Source organism: Gordonia sp. J1A (genome assembly GCF_055393515.1).
The window spans coordinates 1650192-1665204 of record NZ_AP041607.1 but is presented as its reverse complement, the minus strand read 5'-3'; the positions used below and the strand labels follow the sequence as shown (position 1 = coordinate 1665204).

14 protein-coding genes and 2 tRNA genes are annotated in these 15013 nt (G+C 68.4%); 7 read left to right on the top strand and 9 right to left on the bottom strand.

Going from position 1 to position 15013, the window contains the following annotated elements; genetic code table 11:
* Positions 1-45: 45 nt before the first annotated feature.
* From ACZ5QD_RS07760 to aceE, 3 genes are all read right to left on the bottom strand, one after another.
* A complete protein-coding gene (locus tag ACZ5QD_RS07760) occupies positions 46-957 on the bottom strand; it encodes an ACP S-malonyltransferase (RefSeq protein WP_412475193.1) in 912 nt (303 codons plus the stop codon).
* 195 nt (positions 958-1152) lie between these two features.
* Complete coding sequence (locus ACZ5QD_RS07755) at positions 1153-2430, bottom strand: PucR family transcriptional regulator (protein ID WP_006895210.1); 1278 nt, start codon at positions 2428-2430, stop codon at positions 1153-1155.
* A 158-nt stretch (positions 2431-2588) separates the two neighbouring features.
* Entirely contained in the window at positions 2589-5375 is a 2787-nt protein-coding gene (aceE, locus tag ACZ5QD_RS07750) for a pyruvate dehydrogenase (acetyl-transferring), homodimeric type (RefSeq protein WP_278124189.1), read from the bottom strand.
* 224 nt (positions 5376-5599) lie between these two features.
* On the opposite strand from aceE, the gene ACZ5QD_RS07745 reads away from it, so the two are divergent.
* The 3 genes from ACZ5QD_RS07745 to ACZ5QD_RS07735 all read left to right on the top strand — a co-directional run bounded on the left by ACZ5QD_RS07745 (position 5600) and on the right by ACZ5QD_RS07735 (position 7190).
* Positions 5600-6124, top strand: coding sequence for a hypothetical protein (locus ACZ5QD_RS07745; RefSeq protein WP_006895214.1), 525 nt, complete (start codon positions 5600-5602; stop codon positions 6122-6124).
* Between the two features lie 167 nt (positions 6125-6291).
* A complete protein-coding gene (locus ACZ5QD_RS07740; RefSeq protein ID WP_006895215.1) occupies positions 6292-6708 on the top strand; it encodes a DUF3052 domain-containing protein in 417 nt (138 codons plus the stop codon).
* On the top strand, positions 6708-7190 hold the full coding sequence (locus tag ACZ5QD_RS07735) for a redoxin domain-containing protein (RefSeq protein ID WP_062366629.1): 483 nt from the start codon (positions 6708-6710) through the stop codon (positions 7188-7190). Before ACZ5QD_RS07740 ends, ACZ5QD_RS07735 begins: the two co-directional genes overlap by 1 nt.
* Positions 7191-7239: 49 nt before the next feature.
* Here the strand turns inward: ACZ5QD_RS07735 and ACZ5QD_RS07730 are convergent, their stop codons facing one another.
* Together ACZ5QD_RS07730 and ACZ5QD_RS07725 are read right to left on the bottom strand one after the other, a co-directional pair.
* Positions 7240-8118: an SGNH/GDSL hydrolase family protein gene (locus ACZ5QD_RS07730; RefSeq protein ID WP_006895219.1), complete on the bottom strand. Its 879-nt coding sequence runs from the start codon at positions 8116-8118 to the stop codon at positions 7240-7242.
* Positions 8119-8239: 121 nt separating this feature from the next.
* Entirely contained in the window at positions 8240-9052 is an 813-nt protein-coding gene (locus ACZ5QD_RS07725) for a maleylpyruvate isomerase family mycothiol-dependent enzyme (protein WP_062366632.1), read from the bottom strand.
* Between the two features lie 124 nt (positions 9053-9176).
* Between ACZ5QD_RS07725 and ACZ5QD_RS07720 the strand changes: the two genes are divergently transcribed.
* Positions 9177-9251 (top strand) — tRNA-Val (locus tag ACZ5QD_RS07720).
* Between the two features lie 42 nt (positions 9252-9293).
* Here the strand turns inward: ACZ5QD_RS07720 and ACZ5QD_RS07715 are convergent.
* Positions 9294-10100, bottom strand: coding sequence for a GNAT family N-acetyltransferase (locus ACZ5QD_RS07715; RefSeq protein ID WP_412475191.1), 807 nt, complete (start codon positions 10098-10100; stop codon positions 9294-9296).
* A gap of 111 nt (positions 10101-10211) precedes the next feature.
* On the opposite strand from ACZ5QD_RS07715, the gene ACZ5QD_RS07710 reads away from it, so the two are divergent.
* Positions 10212-11333, top strand: a complete 1122-nt coding sequence (locus tag ACZ5QD_RS07710; RefSeq protein ID WP_156479411.1) for a hypothetical protein — start codon at positions 10212-10214, stop codon at positions 11331-11333.
* Positions 11334-11344: 11 nt separating this feature from the next.
* Here the strand turns inward: ACZ5QD_RS07710 and ACZ5QD_RS07705 are convergent.
* Together ACZ5QD_RS07705 and ACZ5QD_RS07700 are read right to left on the bottom strand one after the other, a co-directional pair.
* A tRNA-Cys gene (locus tag ACZ5QD_RS07705) sits at positions 11345-11419 on the bottom strand.
* Positions 11420-11476: 57 nt separating this feature from the next.
* The gene (locus tag ACZ5QD_RS07700; protein WP_045537690.1) at positions 11477-12307 is read right to left on the bottom strand and encodes a spermidine synthase; all 831 of its coding nucleotides are present in this window, start codon (positions 12305-12307) and stop codon (positions 11477-11479) included.
* Positions 12308-12342: 35 nt separating this feature from the next.
* Here ACZ5QD_RS07700 and ACZ5QD_RS07695 point away from each other — a divergent pair, with 35 nt between their 5' ends.
* Both ACZ5QD_RS07695 and ACZ5QD_RS07690 read left to right on the top strand, forming a co-directional pair.
* On the top strand, positions 12343-13296 hold the full coding sequence (locus ACZ5QD_RS07695) for a cobalamin biosynthesis protein (protein ID WP_062366639.1): 954 nt from the start codon (positions 12343-12345) through the stop codon (positions 13294-13296).
* Between the two features lie 85 nt (positions 13297-13381).
* Positions 13382-14029 (top strand): hypothetical protein, encoded by a 648-nt coding sequence (locus tag ACZ5QD_RS07690; protein ID WP_045538697.1) that lies wholly within the window; start codon positions 13382-13384, stop codon positions 14027-14029.
* Between the two features lie 16 nt (positions 14030-14045).
* Here the strand turns inward: ACZ5QD_RS07690 and ACZ5QD_RS07685 are convergent, their stop codons facing one another.
* Positions 14046-14987, bottom strand: a complete 942-nt coding sequence (locus ACZ5QD_RS07685; protein WP_045538695.1) for an SURF1 family cytochrome oxidase biogenesis protein — start codon at positions 14985-14987, stop codon at positions 14046-14048.
* Between the last annotated feature and the right edge of the window lie 26 nt (positions 14988-15013).

Here is a 15013-nt window from a genome sequence, read left to right as displayed (position 1 = left end):
GTGGACGGGCCGTGAGGCCTTCCGGGGGTCGGGTGCTGCCGACCGCTATCCAAGTCCTGGGAGGTCCTCCAGATCGGCGGGGACCTTGACGGCCCGCGAGGGCACGCCCTTCAGTTCACGTTTGGCGATGCCCACGAGCGTCCCGCCCGGCGCGAGTTCGACGATCGCGTCGGTGCCCGCCTCGCGGAGGTAGTCCGAACAGAGGTCCCAGCGTACGGGGCTGGTGACCTGGGTGACGAGTCGGCGCAGGGCTTCGGCGCCGGTGGGAACGGGGCGGCCGTCTGCGTTCGAGAGCAGGGTCCGGGTGGGGTCGGCGGGCGTGATCTGCGCTGCTGCCTCGGCGAACGCGTCCTGCGCCGGTGCCATGAACCGAGTGTGGAACGCTCCGGCGACCGCCAGTTTGCGCGTGCGCGCCTTGGCGGGCGGCGCCGAGATCAGCTTGTCGATGGCGACGACCGAACCCGCGGCGACGATCTGTCCCTTCGCATTGCGGTTGGCGGGCACGAGGTCGAGATCGTCGAGGAAGGCGAGCACCTCGGTCTCATCGCCGCCGAGGATCGCGGCCATGGTGGTCTCCTCCAGCGCGCAGGCCTTGGCCATCTCGGCGCCACGCACGCCGGCCAGGATCATCGCCTCATCGGCCGTCAGGACGCCCGCGACGGCGGCGGCGGCGACCTCGCCGATCGAGTGTCCGGCGATCACGACGTCCGCGGGCAACTCGCCGTGGCGGCGGCGGAACTCGTCGAACGAGAGCAGTGCGGCGGCGACCACGAGCGGCTGGGTGACCGCGGTATCGGTGATCTCCTCCGCCGTCGCTGTGGTTCCGAGGCGTTCGAGGTCGAGTCCGATGGCCTCGGACCACGCGGAGACGCGGTCACGAGCCCCGGGCAGCTCCAACCATTCGGTGAGCATGCCGGGTGTCTGGGAGCCCTGGCCGGGCGCAAGCAACGAAAGCACGTGACTAGGGAACACCTTTCAGCTGTGTCGTAGTGGTGTTGCTGGGTACGAACCTTGGCGGCGATATTTGTAGGGTTCCTACAAAAGTGACTCTGTCGGTGTTCCCATCGTCATCGGGTTGAGATCCGTTACGCGATCGAGTCTGACAAACACCGAACAGGGTCTATACGGCTACTTTGCCGTGACGAGTGTTACTCAGGGGGCTGAATGGGGCGTTCCTTGATGGTTTCGTGCCAATCTCCCGATGGTCAGTGCGACACGCAGAACGAAAGCGTCTCGGGGGTTAGATGCGTCACGTCCGGTGATGTCGGCCACCTTCTTTAGGCGATACCGCACAGTATTTGGATGGATATACAGTTCCCTGGCACAAGTTTCCACCTGGCCGCCGCTGTCGAGGTAGGCCTCGACGGTGTTGACGAGGGTCTCCGAACCGCTCAGGGGTTCCACGATCGTCTCGTCCATCGTCTCGATCGCTGAGCGGTCGCCGTTGAGCGCCCGCTCGGGAAGCAGATCCCAGCTGTAAGCCGGTCGCGGCGCGTTGGGCCATCCGACCACCGCCCGGAGTCCGGCCATGGCCTCGACAGCGCTCGCGTGGGCCGATCCCAGGTTGGGCGTGGTCGGGCCGATCACCACGGGACCCTCGGCGAAGTGCTCGAGGAGGTCGGTGAGAAAGCGGTCGGACGGCCGCAGCGGCCCCTCGACGATCGCGACGAGGGTGCTGCCCTGCACCACCGAGAGTGCGGCGCGGTCGTACTGTTTGGCGGTGTTGTGGAGCGTCAACGCGACCGACACGTTCTGTTCCGGGGGCGGAGATCCGACGATCACCGTCGCCGCGGCGTCGGTGGACCAGTTCAGTGCCGCCGCGCGCGAGAGCAACTGCGGGCCCTCGTCACCGCGCACCACGGCGTCGACCACGAGTGCCTCCATGCGCGAGTCCCACGCGCCGCGCGACTCGGCGGCCGAGGCGTAGATCGCGGCGGCGGCGAATCCGATCTCCCGGCCGTACCGCAGCACCGATTCGGTGAGTGCGCGAAGCTGGGCGTCGTTCCGGGCCAGGAGCGGAAGCCACTTCTCGAAGAACTCCATCGCCACGCGCACCATCTCGACCGTCTGCAGCAGTGAGATGCGCCGGGCCAGGTCCTGGGGGACCACTTGGAATGCCTGGACGGTGAACTTGACGTTCCCCTCCGGGTCCTGGATCCACTCCACGAAGTTGACGACCGCCGTCTGGACCACCAACTGCACGCTGGCCCGCTGCGCCGCGTCGAGGTCGCTGAAATAGGGTAGTTGCTCGGACATCGAGTGGATCGCTTCGGTGGCCAGTCGGCCGCTGTACTGCTTCACGCGGCGCAACAGGGTGTCGGGCAGCGCGTCGTGCACGGTGGCCGGCGCGGGCACGTGGGCGCCGCGCGCGCCGAAGACGTCGGTGGCGCGCGTCGTCTTCAGACGGGGGTCGGGTTCGGCATCAGGCACGGATTCAATGTAGACCGCTCGCGACCCGCTGTGGCCGGGTCGTATCGGCCGGCCGGACTGGGCCGATGGTCGCGGGCGCTGTCCGTCGAACGTCCCCCGCGCCGAGACGACCGAACGCCGGCGACGCGAGGTCGCCGGCGTTCGGGTGGTCGGACCGGTCAGGCGACGCCGGGGTCGCTGGTCTGCTCGGGAGCAGCCGAGACGTCGTCGATCTGGTACTTCCGGGCGGCGTCGGCCGCGACGGTGCGGTCGATCTTGCCGTCGCGGGCCAGCGCCACCAGCACTCCGACGACGATGGATTCGGCGTCGATATTGAAGTAGCGGCGTGCGGCGGGGCGGGTGTCGGAGAATCCGAAGCCGTCGGCGCCGAGGGTGAGATACGTCCCCGGAACGTACGCGCGGATCTGTTCCTGGACGCCGCGCATGTAGTCCGAGACGCCGACGAACGGGCCCTTGGCGTACTGCAGCACCTCGGTGAGGTACGGCCGCGTCGACGACCCCGGGTTGCGCAGTTCGGCCCGATCGGCGGCGATGCCGTCGCGGGCGAGCTCCGACCACGAGGTCACCGAGTACACGTCGGCGGCCACGTCCCACTCCTGCGCCAGCAGGTCCTGGGCGCGCAGGGCATCGCCCATCGTGACGCCCGAGACGAGGATGTTCGCGAAGTGCGCCGCGGGCTGCGGTGCCCTCCGGTACCGGTAGATGCCCTTGAGCAGCCCCGCGACGTCCAGATCCTCCGGCTCGGCCGGCTGGGTGATGGGCTCGTTGTAGACGGTCACGTAGTAGAAGACGTTCTCCGCATCCGGACCGTACATGCGCTCGAGACCGTCGACGACGATGTGCGAGAGCTCGTACGCGAACGCCGGGTCGTAGGAGATGGCGCCCGGGTTGGTCGCGGCGAGCAGCGGAGAGTGTCCGTCGGCGTGCTGCAGACCCTCACCGGTCAGCGTGGTCCGGCCCGCGGTGGCTCCGATGACGAATCCCCGGGCCATCTGGTCGGCCGCGGCCCAGAGACCGTCGCCGGTCCGCTGGAAGCCGAACATCGAATAGAAGATGTACAGCGGGATCATCGGCTCGCCGTGCGTGGCGTACGACGTGCCGACCGCGGTGAAGCTGGCTGTGGAACCGGCCTCATTGATGCCCTCGTGCAGGATCCGGCCGTTCTCCGCCTCCTTGTAGGCGAGCATCAGTTCGGCGTCGACGGACGTGTAGTTCTGGCCGTGCGGGTTGTAGATCTTCAAGGTGGGGAACCAGGAGTCCATGCCGAAGGTCCGGGCCTCGTCCGGGATGATCGGAACGATGCGCTTGCCGACCTCCTTGTCGCGCAGGAGCTCCTTGAAGATGCGGACCAGCGCCATGGTGGTCGCCACCTGCTGGTTGCCCGAGCCGGATGCCACGGCCTTGAGGGCGGGTGCCGGATCGGCCTGCAGCGGCTTGGCCGCCACCTTGCGGCTCGGGACGAATCCGCCGAGCTGCTTGCGCCGTTCCAGCATGTACTGGATCTCCGGAGAGTCCATACCCGGGTGGTAGTACGGCGGCAGGTACGGGTCGGCCTCGAGCTGCGCATCGGTGATCGGCACATGCGCGGTGTCGCGGAAGGCCTTCAGATCGTCGAGCGTCATCTTCTTCATCTGGTGGGTCGCGTTGCGGCCCTCGAAGTGCTTGCCGAGCGTGTAGCCCTTGATCGTCTTCGCCAGGATCACCGTGGGCTGTCCCTTGTGGGCCATGGCGGCGGCGTATGCGGCGTAGATCTTGCGGTAGTCGTGACCGCCGCGCTTGAGGTTCCAGATGTCCTCGTCCGAGAGATCGTTGACGAGTTCCTTGGTGCGCGGATCACGGCCGAAGAAGTGGTCGCGGATGAACGCGCCGTCGTTGGCCCGGTAGGTCTGGTAGTCGCCGTCGGTGGTGCGGTTCATCAGGTTGACCAGCGCACCCTCCTTGTCGGCGTGCAGCAGATCGTCCCACTCGCGGCCCCACACCACCTTGATGACGTTCCAGCCCGCGCCGCGGAAGAACGACTCCAGTTCCTGGATGATCTTTCCGTTGCCGCGGACCGGGCCGTCGAGCCGCTGCAGATTGCAGTTGATGACGAAGGTCAGGTTGTCGAGCCCGTCGATGGCGGCGACCTGCGCCAGACCGCGCGACTCGGGCTCGTCCATCTCACCGTCGCCGAGGAATGCCCAGACGTGCTGGTCGGAGGTGTCCTTGATGCCGTTCGCGTGCAGGTATTTGTTGAACCGGGCCTGGTAGATCGCGTTCATCGGGCCCAGGCCCATCGAGACGGTGGGGAACTGCCAGAACTCCGGCATCAACCGGGGATGCGGGTACGACGGCAGCCCGCCGCCTTCGCCGGCGTGGCTCTGCTCCTGACGGAAGCCGTCGAGCCGCGCCTGGTCGATGCGTCCTTCCAGGAAGGCGCGCGCGTAGATGCCGGGTGAGGCGTGGCCCTGGATGAAGACCTGGTCGCCGCCGCCGGGATGATCCTGGCCGCGGAAGAAGTAGTTGAAGCCGACTTCGTAGAGCGAGGCGGACGACGCGTACGTCGAGATGTGGCCGCCCACGCCGATGCCGGGCCGCTGCGCTCGGTGGACCATGATCGCGGCGTTCCACCGGATGAAGGCGCGGTAGCGGCGCTCCAGATCCTCGTCCCCGGGGAACTCGGGTTCCAGTTCGGTCGGGATCGTGTTGACGTAGTCGGTGTTCGTCAACGCGGGGATGCCCACACGCTTGTCCTCCGCGCGTTCCAGAATGCGCAGCATGAGGTACCGCGCGCGCTCGGGGCCCGCGTCGGCGAGCATGGCGTCGAAGGACTCGAGCCACTCGTCGGTCTCCGTGGGGTCGTTGTCGACCAGGTAGGACGCGACGCCGTCCCGAATGACCTGAACGCGGCTCCCGCTCGACGCCGGCGCGCCGGCCTTGTCGGTGCCGGCGATCTGATCAGTCACTGTCTGCCACCTATCTCGCAGTCCACCGAAGCGATTGCCGCCGCGAACTGCATGTCGGGGCCGCCGGGGTGGGGCGGCCGGATACGTGCCGCGGAACGATGGTGCGGCCTTGCCTATATCGTGCCGCAAATCACCGGCCCTGGCGCAAGATGTGTCCAGTCACATGCCGCTCGGGTGCGGTAGCGTCGGCGTATCCGCTGCTTCTCTCCCGAAAGGGGGACCTCGTGGGCCGGACGGCTCGGTCGATCGTGGTCGCGGCGACGGCGCTGACCGCTGTCGCCGCCGTCCCGGCGTGCTCATCGGACGACGAGTCGCCGAGTCCGACGGTCTCGGTCGGCACGGTCACCAGGACCGTCGCCCGCGCGGGATCCTCCGAAGCGGAGAAGGTCGCCGTCGTCCGATTGTGCCAGCAGGTGATCACTTCGGCCGGTGTGATGGCACGCGATTACAACGCCTTCGTCAAACGCCTCAACGAGGTCCAGGATTACGAGAAGGTCGGATCCGAGGACCGCTGGGCGGTCGACACTCTCGACACGGGCGCCGAGGAAGTCCGCAAGGCCGTCTCGCCCGAGGTGCCGGAGAAGGTCGACGCGCAGGTGGAGGCGTTCGTCGCCAGTGCCGAACGCCTGGCCGAGCAGATTCAGGCGAAGCGGCGCCAAGCGCTCAACGGCGCCTCCGACAGATGGGACGCGGACCGTACCGCACTACTCGACACGTGCGCGGGGTATCTCCCCGCGGGATCGGCGTGAACCGTCCCGAATCCGTTGCAGAGAAGCCCCAATCCCGTACTTCGGGCGGTTAGACACTGTGCTCGGGGGTAGTTTGCCTTTACGCTGTCACATAAGTTGCGCCGTCGTGGCGTGGCTCGGCACGTGCGGAATGCACGGCCCGCTACATCGAATGGAGGTCGTACGCGGTGGTAACCGCCCCAGAAGGCAGGGCTGTCAAGCTCGGTTTCACCAACGGCATGGTGGTGCAGGAGATCGGGTGGGACGAGGACACCGACGATGATCTCCGAATCGAGATCGAGGACGCGATCGATGCCGAGATGCTCGACGACGATGCGGACGACGTCATGGACGCCGTGGTGCTGTGGTGGCGCGACGACGACGGAGACCTCGTCGATGCGCTGATGGACGCGATCGGTCCGCTCGCCGAAGGCGGGTTCATCTGGGTGCTGTCGCCGAAGACCGGCCGCGACGGTTACGTCGATCCCAGCGAGATCGCGGAGGCCGCGCCGACCGCCGGACTCACGCAGACCTCCGTCGTCAATCTCGGAGACTGGTCCGGCGCCCGTCTGGTCACGCCGAAGGCGCGCGCGGGTAAGCGCTGATGGCCGCTCAGTCGGTGGCCGCACCCCTCGCGACGGGGACTCTCGCCCCGGATTTCGAGTTGCGGGACCAGAACAATCAGGTCGTCAAGCTCTCCGCGCTGCGCGACCGCAATGTGCTGATCGTCTTCTTCCCGCTGGCCTTCACCGGCACGTGCGAAGGCGAACTCGGCTTTCTGCGCGACAATCTGCCGCGTTTCGACAACGACGACGTCACCGTGGTCACGGTGTCGGTGGGCCCGCCCCCGACTCACAAGGTGTGGTCGTCGGCGCAGGGCTTCCTGTTCCCGATCCTCTCGGACTTCTGGCCGCACGGTGCGGTGGCGGAGGCTTACGGCGTCTTCGACGCCGAGCGCGGCTTCGCCAATCGCGGGACGTTCGTTGTCGGGCGCGACGGTGTCGTGGCGTACTCGGCGATGGTCGGCCCGGGCGAACAGCGCGGCGACGAGACCTGGGACGCGGCGTTGGCGGCTGTCGCGCGGTAGCGCCGTTCCACCGGTCGGGCCGCGTGACGGTGTGACCGAGGCGCCGGGCTCAGCGCCGGGGGAACGAGGTGGCCAGCGCGGTCGCGAGCAGGCGGTTGCGCTGAATCATCGCGTCCGGGGTGTAGTGCACCCCGTCGACGTACCAGGACCGGTCCGTATGCGCGGCGAAGTCGTAGACCCGCAGGTTCGGGTAGCGGTGCGCAGCACGGCGGAGCGCCGCGTTGAATGCGCGCATGTGTGCGTCGGCGTACTGGGGTAGGGCTCCGTCGCCCGTGCGCACCGTGGGCCAGAGAACCGGTCGGCCGGCCAGACGGTGCATCACCAGGTCGATGCGGCGGTCGGCGCTGATATGACTGCCCTCCGCGATGCGTGCCGCGTCGTTGGCTCCGAGTGCGATGACCCAGCAGCCGTCGTGGCCGCGGCGGCGTTGATCGTCGATCGCTTCGAGTCCGCTGGGGCGGCCGCCGGCCGGTTCGACGACCGCACGGCCGTTGGCCGCGTCGAGATAGACCTTCTTCGCGCCCACGCGCCGGTACTGGGGGGTCATGCGGTCGGTGGGGCTGGGCACGCGAAGCGAGTTGTCCAGACCCACCGACGTCGAATCGCCGATCTGAATCACGGTGTTGCACATCGTCTTCTGATTCGGGCGCGGCAGGTTCTGAGTGCCGGATCCGAGCGGATGAGTCAGCACCCAGAGGTACGACGGAACGTCGAACGGTGTGTCGGAGACTCCGCGCTGCGTGCTCAGATTCTGAGTGATGATCCGGGAGACGGCGTCGAGCGTTCCGGCGACGTCGGTCTTGGCCGACGCCGCGGGCGCGACGATCGTCGTTACGGCGGCCGCCGCGATGACAGCAGCAGTGAGTCGCCGCCCGCGGCGGAAGCGCGTGCGGCGGCGGTCGTCGGTAACAGGAGTCTCAGTAGTCACAACAATTACATTGCACCGGACGTGCGACACTCGCCGCAACGCCCGAGCGTGTCGGTTGAGTCACAGTTCCCGGTCGAGTCGAACGTGGTCCCGGCGTCGGCGGGCGGGGGACCGGGAGAGCTCAGATGAGGTAATGCAGGCTGCGGATGATCGCCGCGCCGAGTTCCGTATCGCCGGTGACCTCCACCTCCGCGTCGCCGGCGCTGGGCCGTCCGCCGACCGAACGGGCGAGGTCGAGCCCGTCGAGGCGGAGCGTGACGTCGGGCTCTCCGTCGACGGCCGGCACCACCGCGGCGCGGTCCTCGGTGACGACGAAGAAGGTGAACGGATACAGGCCGGTGATGTCGAAACGGACAGTGCTGCCGACCTCGGCGCGAGCCTTCTTGCCGACGACGTACGGCATCGAGCTCTCGATCTCGCGGAGCGCCCAGTGCGCCGGCTCCACGTTCTCGGGGACGCCGAGGCCGAGCGCGTCGCGGATGTCGATCTCGTGCACCCAGCAGTCGAAGTCGCGGACCCGCATGAATCGCCCGTAGGTGTCCGGACCGGCGGGCGTGGCCGTCTCGGCGTCCCACTGGCCTTCGGTCATGCCGCGCAGCGCCTTGCTGCGCTCAGCGGTCACCGTGCGGAGGTCGGTCATCAGCTCGTCGCGGGACCGCGATCGGTAGTGGTCGATCCACCGCTCGTTGAGTTCGCCGATCGGGTTCTTCACGTGGGCGATCTGCGAGGTGTCGATGGACGACGCGGGCTGCCTGCCGGCCAGCATCGACTCGGTGCCCGCGATGTGTGCGACGATGTCGCGGATCTGCCACCCGGGCAGGGGCGACGCGGCGGTCCATTGCGCGTCGGATAGTGGGGAGACGAGGTCGTCGATGGCCTTCCACTGCGTCTCGAGGGCGCTGATCAGCGGTTCCTGCGGCACGATGGTCGTCACTGGGCATCCTTCCGTGGAATGGGGGCTCCGCTTCACGCTAGCCGTAGCGGTCGCGCGTATCCCGGTTTGGGTCCGACGCCGCCGAGCCGATATCTTGGTGTGGGCCGCAGCACGTCTCGGCCGGGCGCGTATAGCTCAGCGGTAGAGCTCTGGTCTTACACACCAGCGGTCAGGGGTTCGAATCCCTTTGCGCGCACCACCCACCTGATGCTCGGTGACGGCTCGGCATCGCACCCCGGCATCACGCCACCGGACGCCGACCGTAGCTCTGCACGCGGCAGATCTCCGAGAATCCCAGCCGTCGGTACAGGCCTTCTCCTTCGGGCGAGGCGGTGAGCACGCACGTCTTCGCGCCGCCGAGCACGGCGCGGTCGAGCGCGGCTTCGGTGAGACGCGTTCCGATCCGACGGGAGCGCCACTCCGCAGCGACGATCACGTGTTCCACAGCCGCGGACACTCCGGCGACCACCGCCGCTGAACACCCGACGACTCTTCCACGGTGGAGCGCCAGAAAATGCGTCACGATCGGTGCGGCCGAACCGCTTTCGGGCAGGCCGAATCCGGTGAACGGTGCCAGCGCCGCAGTGATACCGGGAAGGTGCTCGGAAGCGGCATCCTCGGCAGCCCAGAAGCGCGCCCAGCGATCGAGATCCCTGAGCGACCTGCAGGCTTGGATCGTCACTTCGGAAGCGTCGCGGTCGGTCGTCACGTCGTCCGTCGGCAACGCCCACCGCGCGAGTGGCAGCGTCATGAGCGGCTCTTCCTCCACCGCAGCGAGGCCTGATTCGCGCATCGCTGCCTCCACGTCGGCGAGACCCTCGGTCCCCGGCCACAGCGACCAGAGCGCTGGCACGTCGTCCATCAGTTCGAGGCAGGCGGGGACATCGTCCGCGGTGAACCACAGCACCCGATTGAGCTCGGCGTGCCGGGCGCCTGTCCGTGCCCAGACGAGCGAGGGCGTCTCGCCCCACCGCTCCGCGCGGGCCAGATGTGTCCGCAGGTAGTGACCTCGTGCCGCCGCTGCCGTGGCTTCGGTTTCGTTGCACACAGTCTGTGACGCTAGCCCACCGCCGGTCCGGAATCATGACGAGGAACCGGGCCGCGGATCGGGGACGTCCGCTCGCGTTTGGCGACGATCGAGTCGGGTACCCGCGTCGGCGTGGGTGAATACGTCTCGAACGCAGCAGATGCACATGGAACCCGCGCCGACGCGGCCGAGCCGGACGATCTCCGGCTCTGGCCGCCGCCGACGGTCGGTCTGCTGGCGGACCCCGGCGCACCCCGGCAACTCGCGGAGGCGATCGGCGGCGGCCTCGCTGAAGATCTCGGTGACGACCTCGGCGGGCAGTGGTCGGTGGAAGTCAGCGAGGAGTCGTTGCCGATCGCTCCGAGCGGCGCGATTCCCCTCGCCGAACGCACGCCGGACCTCTTGCGGCGCCACCGATGGCGATACGTCGTCTATCTCACGGACCTGACTCACTATCGAGGGCGGTCGGCCCTCCGCTATCTGCTCGCCGCGGGTGAACCGGCGGTCGTCGTGTTCGTCCCGACTCTCGGCTGTACGCGACGGCGCACCAAGGTGCGCACGCTCGTTCGCGAGATACTCCGAGCGGACGCAGAGACCGACACCGGCGTGGACTACCGCCCGGGCGGCCACAGCCACGTCTGGCCACCCGCATCTCAGCTACCCGACGATGGTGTACGAGGTCCGCTCGGACATGCGCGAATGCTGACCGGGATGGTGCACAGCAATCGGCCGGCCGCCATGGGGCGGGCGCTGCGCGGCTGCACGGCCGTCGGTATGGCCTCGGGGGCCTTCGGCATCTTCTTCGGGAGCGTGTGGCCGATCGCCGACTCGATGTCGTTCGCACGTCTGGCGGCGGTCAGCGTCTGCGTGATCGCTGCGCTCAGCTCGTGGCTGATCCTGCGCAACGGGCTCTGGACCCGTCGACGTCGGAACCTGGCACCGCAGAGCGGCTCGCTGGACAATGCCTCCACCGTCGTGACCGTCTCGTCGGCGGTGACACTCATGCACGTGATTCTCTTCGTCGGACTGACCGTACTGGCCACGGCGGTCGTGGAGCCGGCGTATCTGGCGAGCCGACTGGGCCACGCCGTCTCGGTTGTCGATTACCTCGTCATCGGCTGGTTCGCGGCGTCGATGGGGACCATGGCCGGTGCACTCGGCTCCAACTTCGACAACGAAGAGGTGGTCCGAGAGGCCACCTACAGCCAGCGATGGCACCAGCGCCGTCTCATGTTCGAGGACTACGGCGGCTGAACGCGGATGAATGGAGCGGATGGCAGGATTCGAACCCGCGTCTCACGGTTTTGCAGACCGCTGCCTCGCCACTCAGCCACACCCGCAGGTCTTCGACGATGCCGGGCGAGGACGCCGTCGTCGACCGTTGTGCCCGCAGTGAATCAAACAGTGCCGGGCCGGGTGGCGGGGCCGTCGCGCAGGACGGCGCCGGAACCGAACGCCCGCGCGGCGTCGCCGGTCATCAACCGGGCCGGTTCGGGATCGGAGCGCAGCCGCCGTTCCAGTTCGGGAGAGTCGGGGACCGGGCCGTCGGACGCCACGACGACCACGTTGCCGCTGCGCCGCCCTTTGAACATCGACGGGTCGGCGATCAGGGTGATGTTCGCGAACACCTCGGCGACGGTGGCGACCTCGCTCCGGACGGACTTGAGGTCGCGACGGTCGCCGCAGTTGGCGATGTAGAGGCCTCCGGGGGCGAGCACGCGACGCACCGCCTGGGTGAACTCAGCCGTCTTCAGATGGTCGGGTGTGAGGCTCTCGGCGAAGGCGTCGCGGATCACCACGTCGCGCGTCTGTTCGCGCAGACCGGTCACCACCTCCCGCGCATCGCCCACCCGGATTCGCAGACGGGGTGCGCGCGGGATGTCGAACCATTCGCGGGCGAGCCGGGCGAGTTCGGCGTCGATCTCGACGGCGACATGGCGTGAGGCGGGATAGGTGTGCGCCAGAGCGCGGGGCAGCGCGCATGCCGCGGCGCCGAGGTGTAAGAATCGCAGTCCCGCGGACCGGTCGGGATAGCGGTCCTCGACGGCGGCGACCGCCTGCCGCATGTACTCGAACTCGAGCAGGTCCGGACGAGCGGGCGCGATGTGACTGCTCTGCACACCGTTGACGGTCAGCAGCCAGCCACCCTCGCGGTCGGAGGCGAGCTCGGCGACGCCGGTGGAGATCTCGAATGAGCCCGGCTCGGGCTCGGAACGTGCGGTGGCCATCGGGGACCGATTCTAGTCGCCGATACGATCACCGGATGCGCAGGAATCGGGCGGAGGCGGCGGGACTGGCGATCGGAGCGGTCGCGGATGCGGTCTTCGGCGACCCGCGGCGAGGACACCCGGTGGCGCTGTTCGGCAGCGCCGTGGCCTGGCTGGAGCGACGGGCGTACGCCGACGCCAGACCGGCCGGCGCGGTCTTCGCCGGAGGATGGATCGCAGTCGCGGTCGCGGTCGGTGCCCTGGCGCGGCGGACGGGCCCGGCGGGCACCGCGGCGGCGACCTTCACCGCGCTCGGCGGCACGTCGTTGTGCCGGATCGGCGACGATATCGCCGGAGCCCTCGAATCCGGTGACGTCGACCGGGCGCGCCGGCTGGTATCGGGACTGGTGGGACGGGACCCCGATCTGCTCGACGAGTCCGGGATCTGCCGCGCCGCCGTCGAATCCATCGCGGAGAACACGTCCGACGCCGCGGTCGCACCGCTGCTGTGGGGCGCGGTCGCCGGCGCGCCCGGCCTGCTCGGCTATCGGGCGGTCAACACCCTGGACGCGATGATCGGCTACCGCTCGGACCGGTACCGGAACTTCGGGTGGGCGGCGGCGCGGATCGACGACGCCGCGAATCTCGCGCCGGCTCGGATGACGGCGGTGGCCGCGGCGCTGGTGAGCGGCCGGCCCGTGACCGTGTGGCGTGCGGTGCGCAGAGACGCCGGAGCACACCCCAGCCCGAACGCCGGGGTGGTGGAAACCGCGTTCGCGGCGGCCCTCGGCATCGAACTCGGCGGTCGCACGGTGTACCCGCACGGGGTGGAGGACCGACCGCGGCTGGGCGACGGCCGGGCGCCGCTCGCATCCGATCTGCGCGCGGCGGTTGTGCTGTCGCGCCGGATTCAACGGCTCTCGGCCGTCGTCGCCGTGGCGGTGGCGGTGCGTCTGGCAGGCAGGCGCGGACGGTCAGGAACGACGCGCGGTGACTCGCATCGGTGGTGAACGAACAGGTGAACGGCGTCCGAGCGCGCGGTGGTGATTCGTCTGAATTGATATCGTTCGCGAACCATCCTCGAAGGGAGACCCGATGAAGCACGGTGCCAAACTCGCAGTACTCGGCGCAGCAGCAGGAACACTGACGGTGCTGGCTCCACCGGCGAATGCGGTGCCGGCCCCCGGTACGCCCGAAGGGGCCGTCACATTCTCGGCGAAGAACCTCGGCGGCTGCAAGGCCGAGTTCTCCATTGTGAACAAGACGAACGTGACGACATACACGATCGACTGGCGTATCGACGAAGAAGCCGGACGAATGGTCGAGGATATTCCGTTCGAGATCTACCGGACCGGTGGCATGTCATCGAAGGCTGCTTCGCCGACCTGGCCGGACGAGGTACCCGATAACACCGTCGACAACCGCACCATGGTCTCGGACCGGGCACCGGTGACGGCGACCTACGTGCAGGATCTGAAGAACCCGACCGGGACGTTCAACCCGGCGCTTCCGAACCCCGGTGCCTCCACCCATCGCGTCGACTACCGAATCGTGCTCGGCCCTCCCGGAAACAACGGCCAGACGCCGAACGAACAGCCGGAGTGGCTGGGCGACCGCCAATGGCGCAGCGTCACGGTCACCGGATGCGGGTCCGGCCCCGACATGGGCAGCAGCGGATCAGTCGGCAGCAGCGGGTCCGTAGCCGGCTCGCTCGGCGACCTGCTGAGCGGATTGTTCAGCTGACCGTGCGCATTCTCCGTCAGCTGCGGTAGCGCTGCGCGAGCTTGGCCTTCACCTCGTCGTCGGTGTCGGCGGGCGCCGCGCCGCCACCGATCTCGGCGGTCTTCTTGGCCGTCATGTCGTTGCCGGTGAAAGTTCCCGCTTCGCGCAGCTGGCTGCGGATGCGCTCGCGGTCTTTGCGCGGCGGGGGCGGCGGAGCGGCGGTGTCGTCGCCGGTCTTCTTCGCGGCGCGACGCGCCTTCACCTCGGAGTAGATGAAGTACGCGGCGCCCAACGGGGCCATGACACCGAAGGCCAGCCACTGCAGTCCGTACGAGAGGTACGGGCCCGACTCGAGTTGCGGCAGAGCGATCTCGCCGAGCGAGCCGGGCTGGTTCGGAGACAGCTGAAGATAGAGATTCTCGCTGGTCAGGCCGGTGGACTGCCCCAAGAGGCGGGTGTCGATGGTGTATGCGGTGCGCTGCCCGTTCTCGACGCGGGGTTCTTTGCCCGGGCTCGTCGACTCGGTCTTGCGCAGGCGCGCGGTGACGGTCACCTCGCCGGTCGGTGCGGGCGCGACGTCGACGCGGTTGTTGTCGCCGGGCCGCACGTAGCCGCGGTCGATGAACAGAACGCGATCACCGCCGGCCACCTGGAAGGGGGTCACGACCTCCACGGAGGGACGCTCGTCGGCACTGCGGAGGCGGATGAGGGTCTGTTCGTCGTCCAGGTACCGGCCGGTGACCTCGACCTCGCGCCACTCGGAATCCGGATTCAGCGGCCGGCCGGCCGGGGCGAGTTCGTCGATCGGGACCGGAGCGGTGGACTCGGCCGTACGGATCAGGTCGTTGCGGTGCTCGGTGTCGGAGTTCTTGCCCAGCTGCCACGGCGCGAGAACCGTGAAACAGGCGGCCGCGAATGTGACCACGAAGACGGCCAGGAGCAGCCAGCCCGGTCGCAGGAAGGTCTTGAGCACACGCACGACTCCAGGTTACTGGCTGCTGGAAT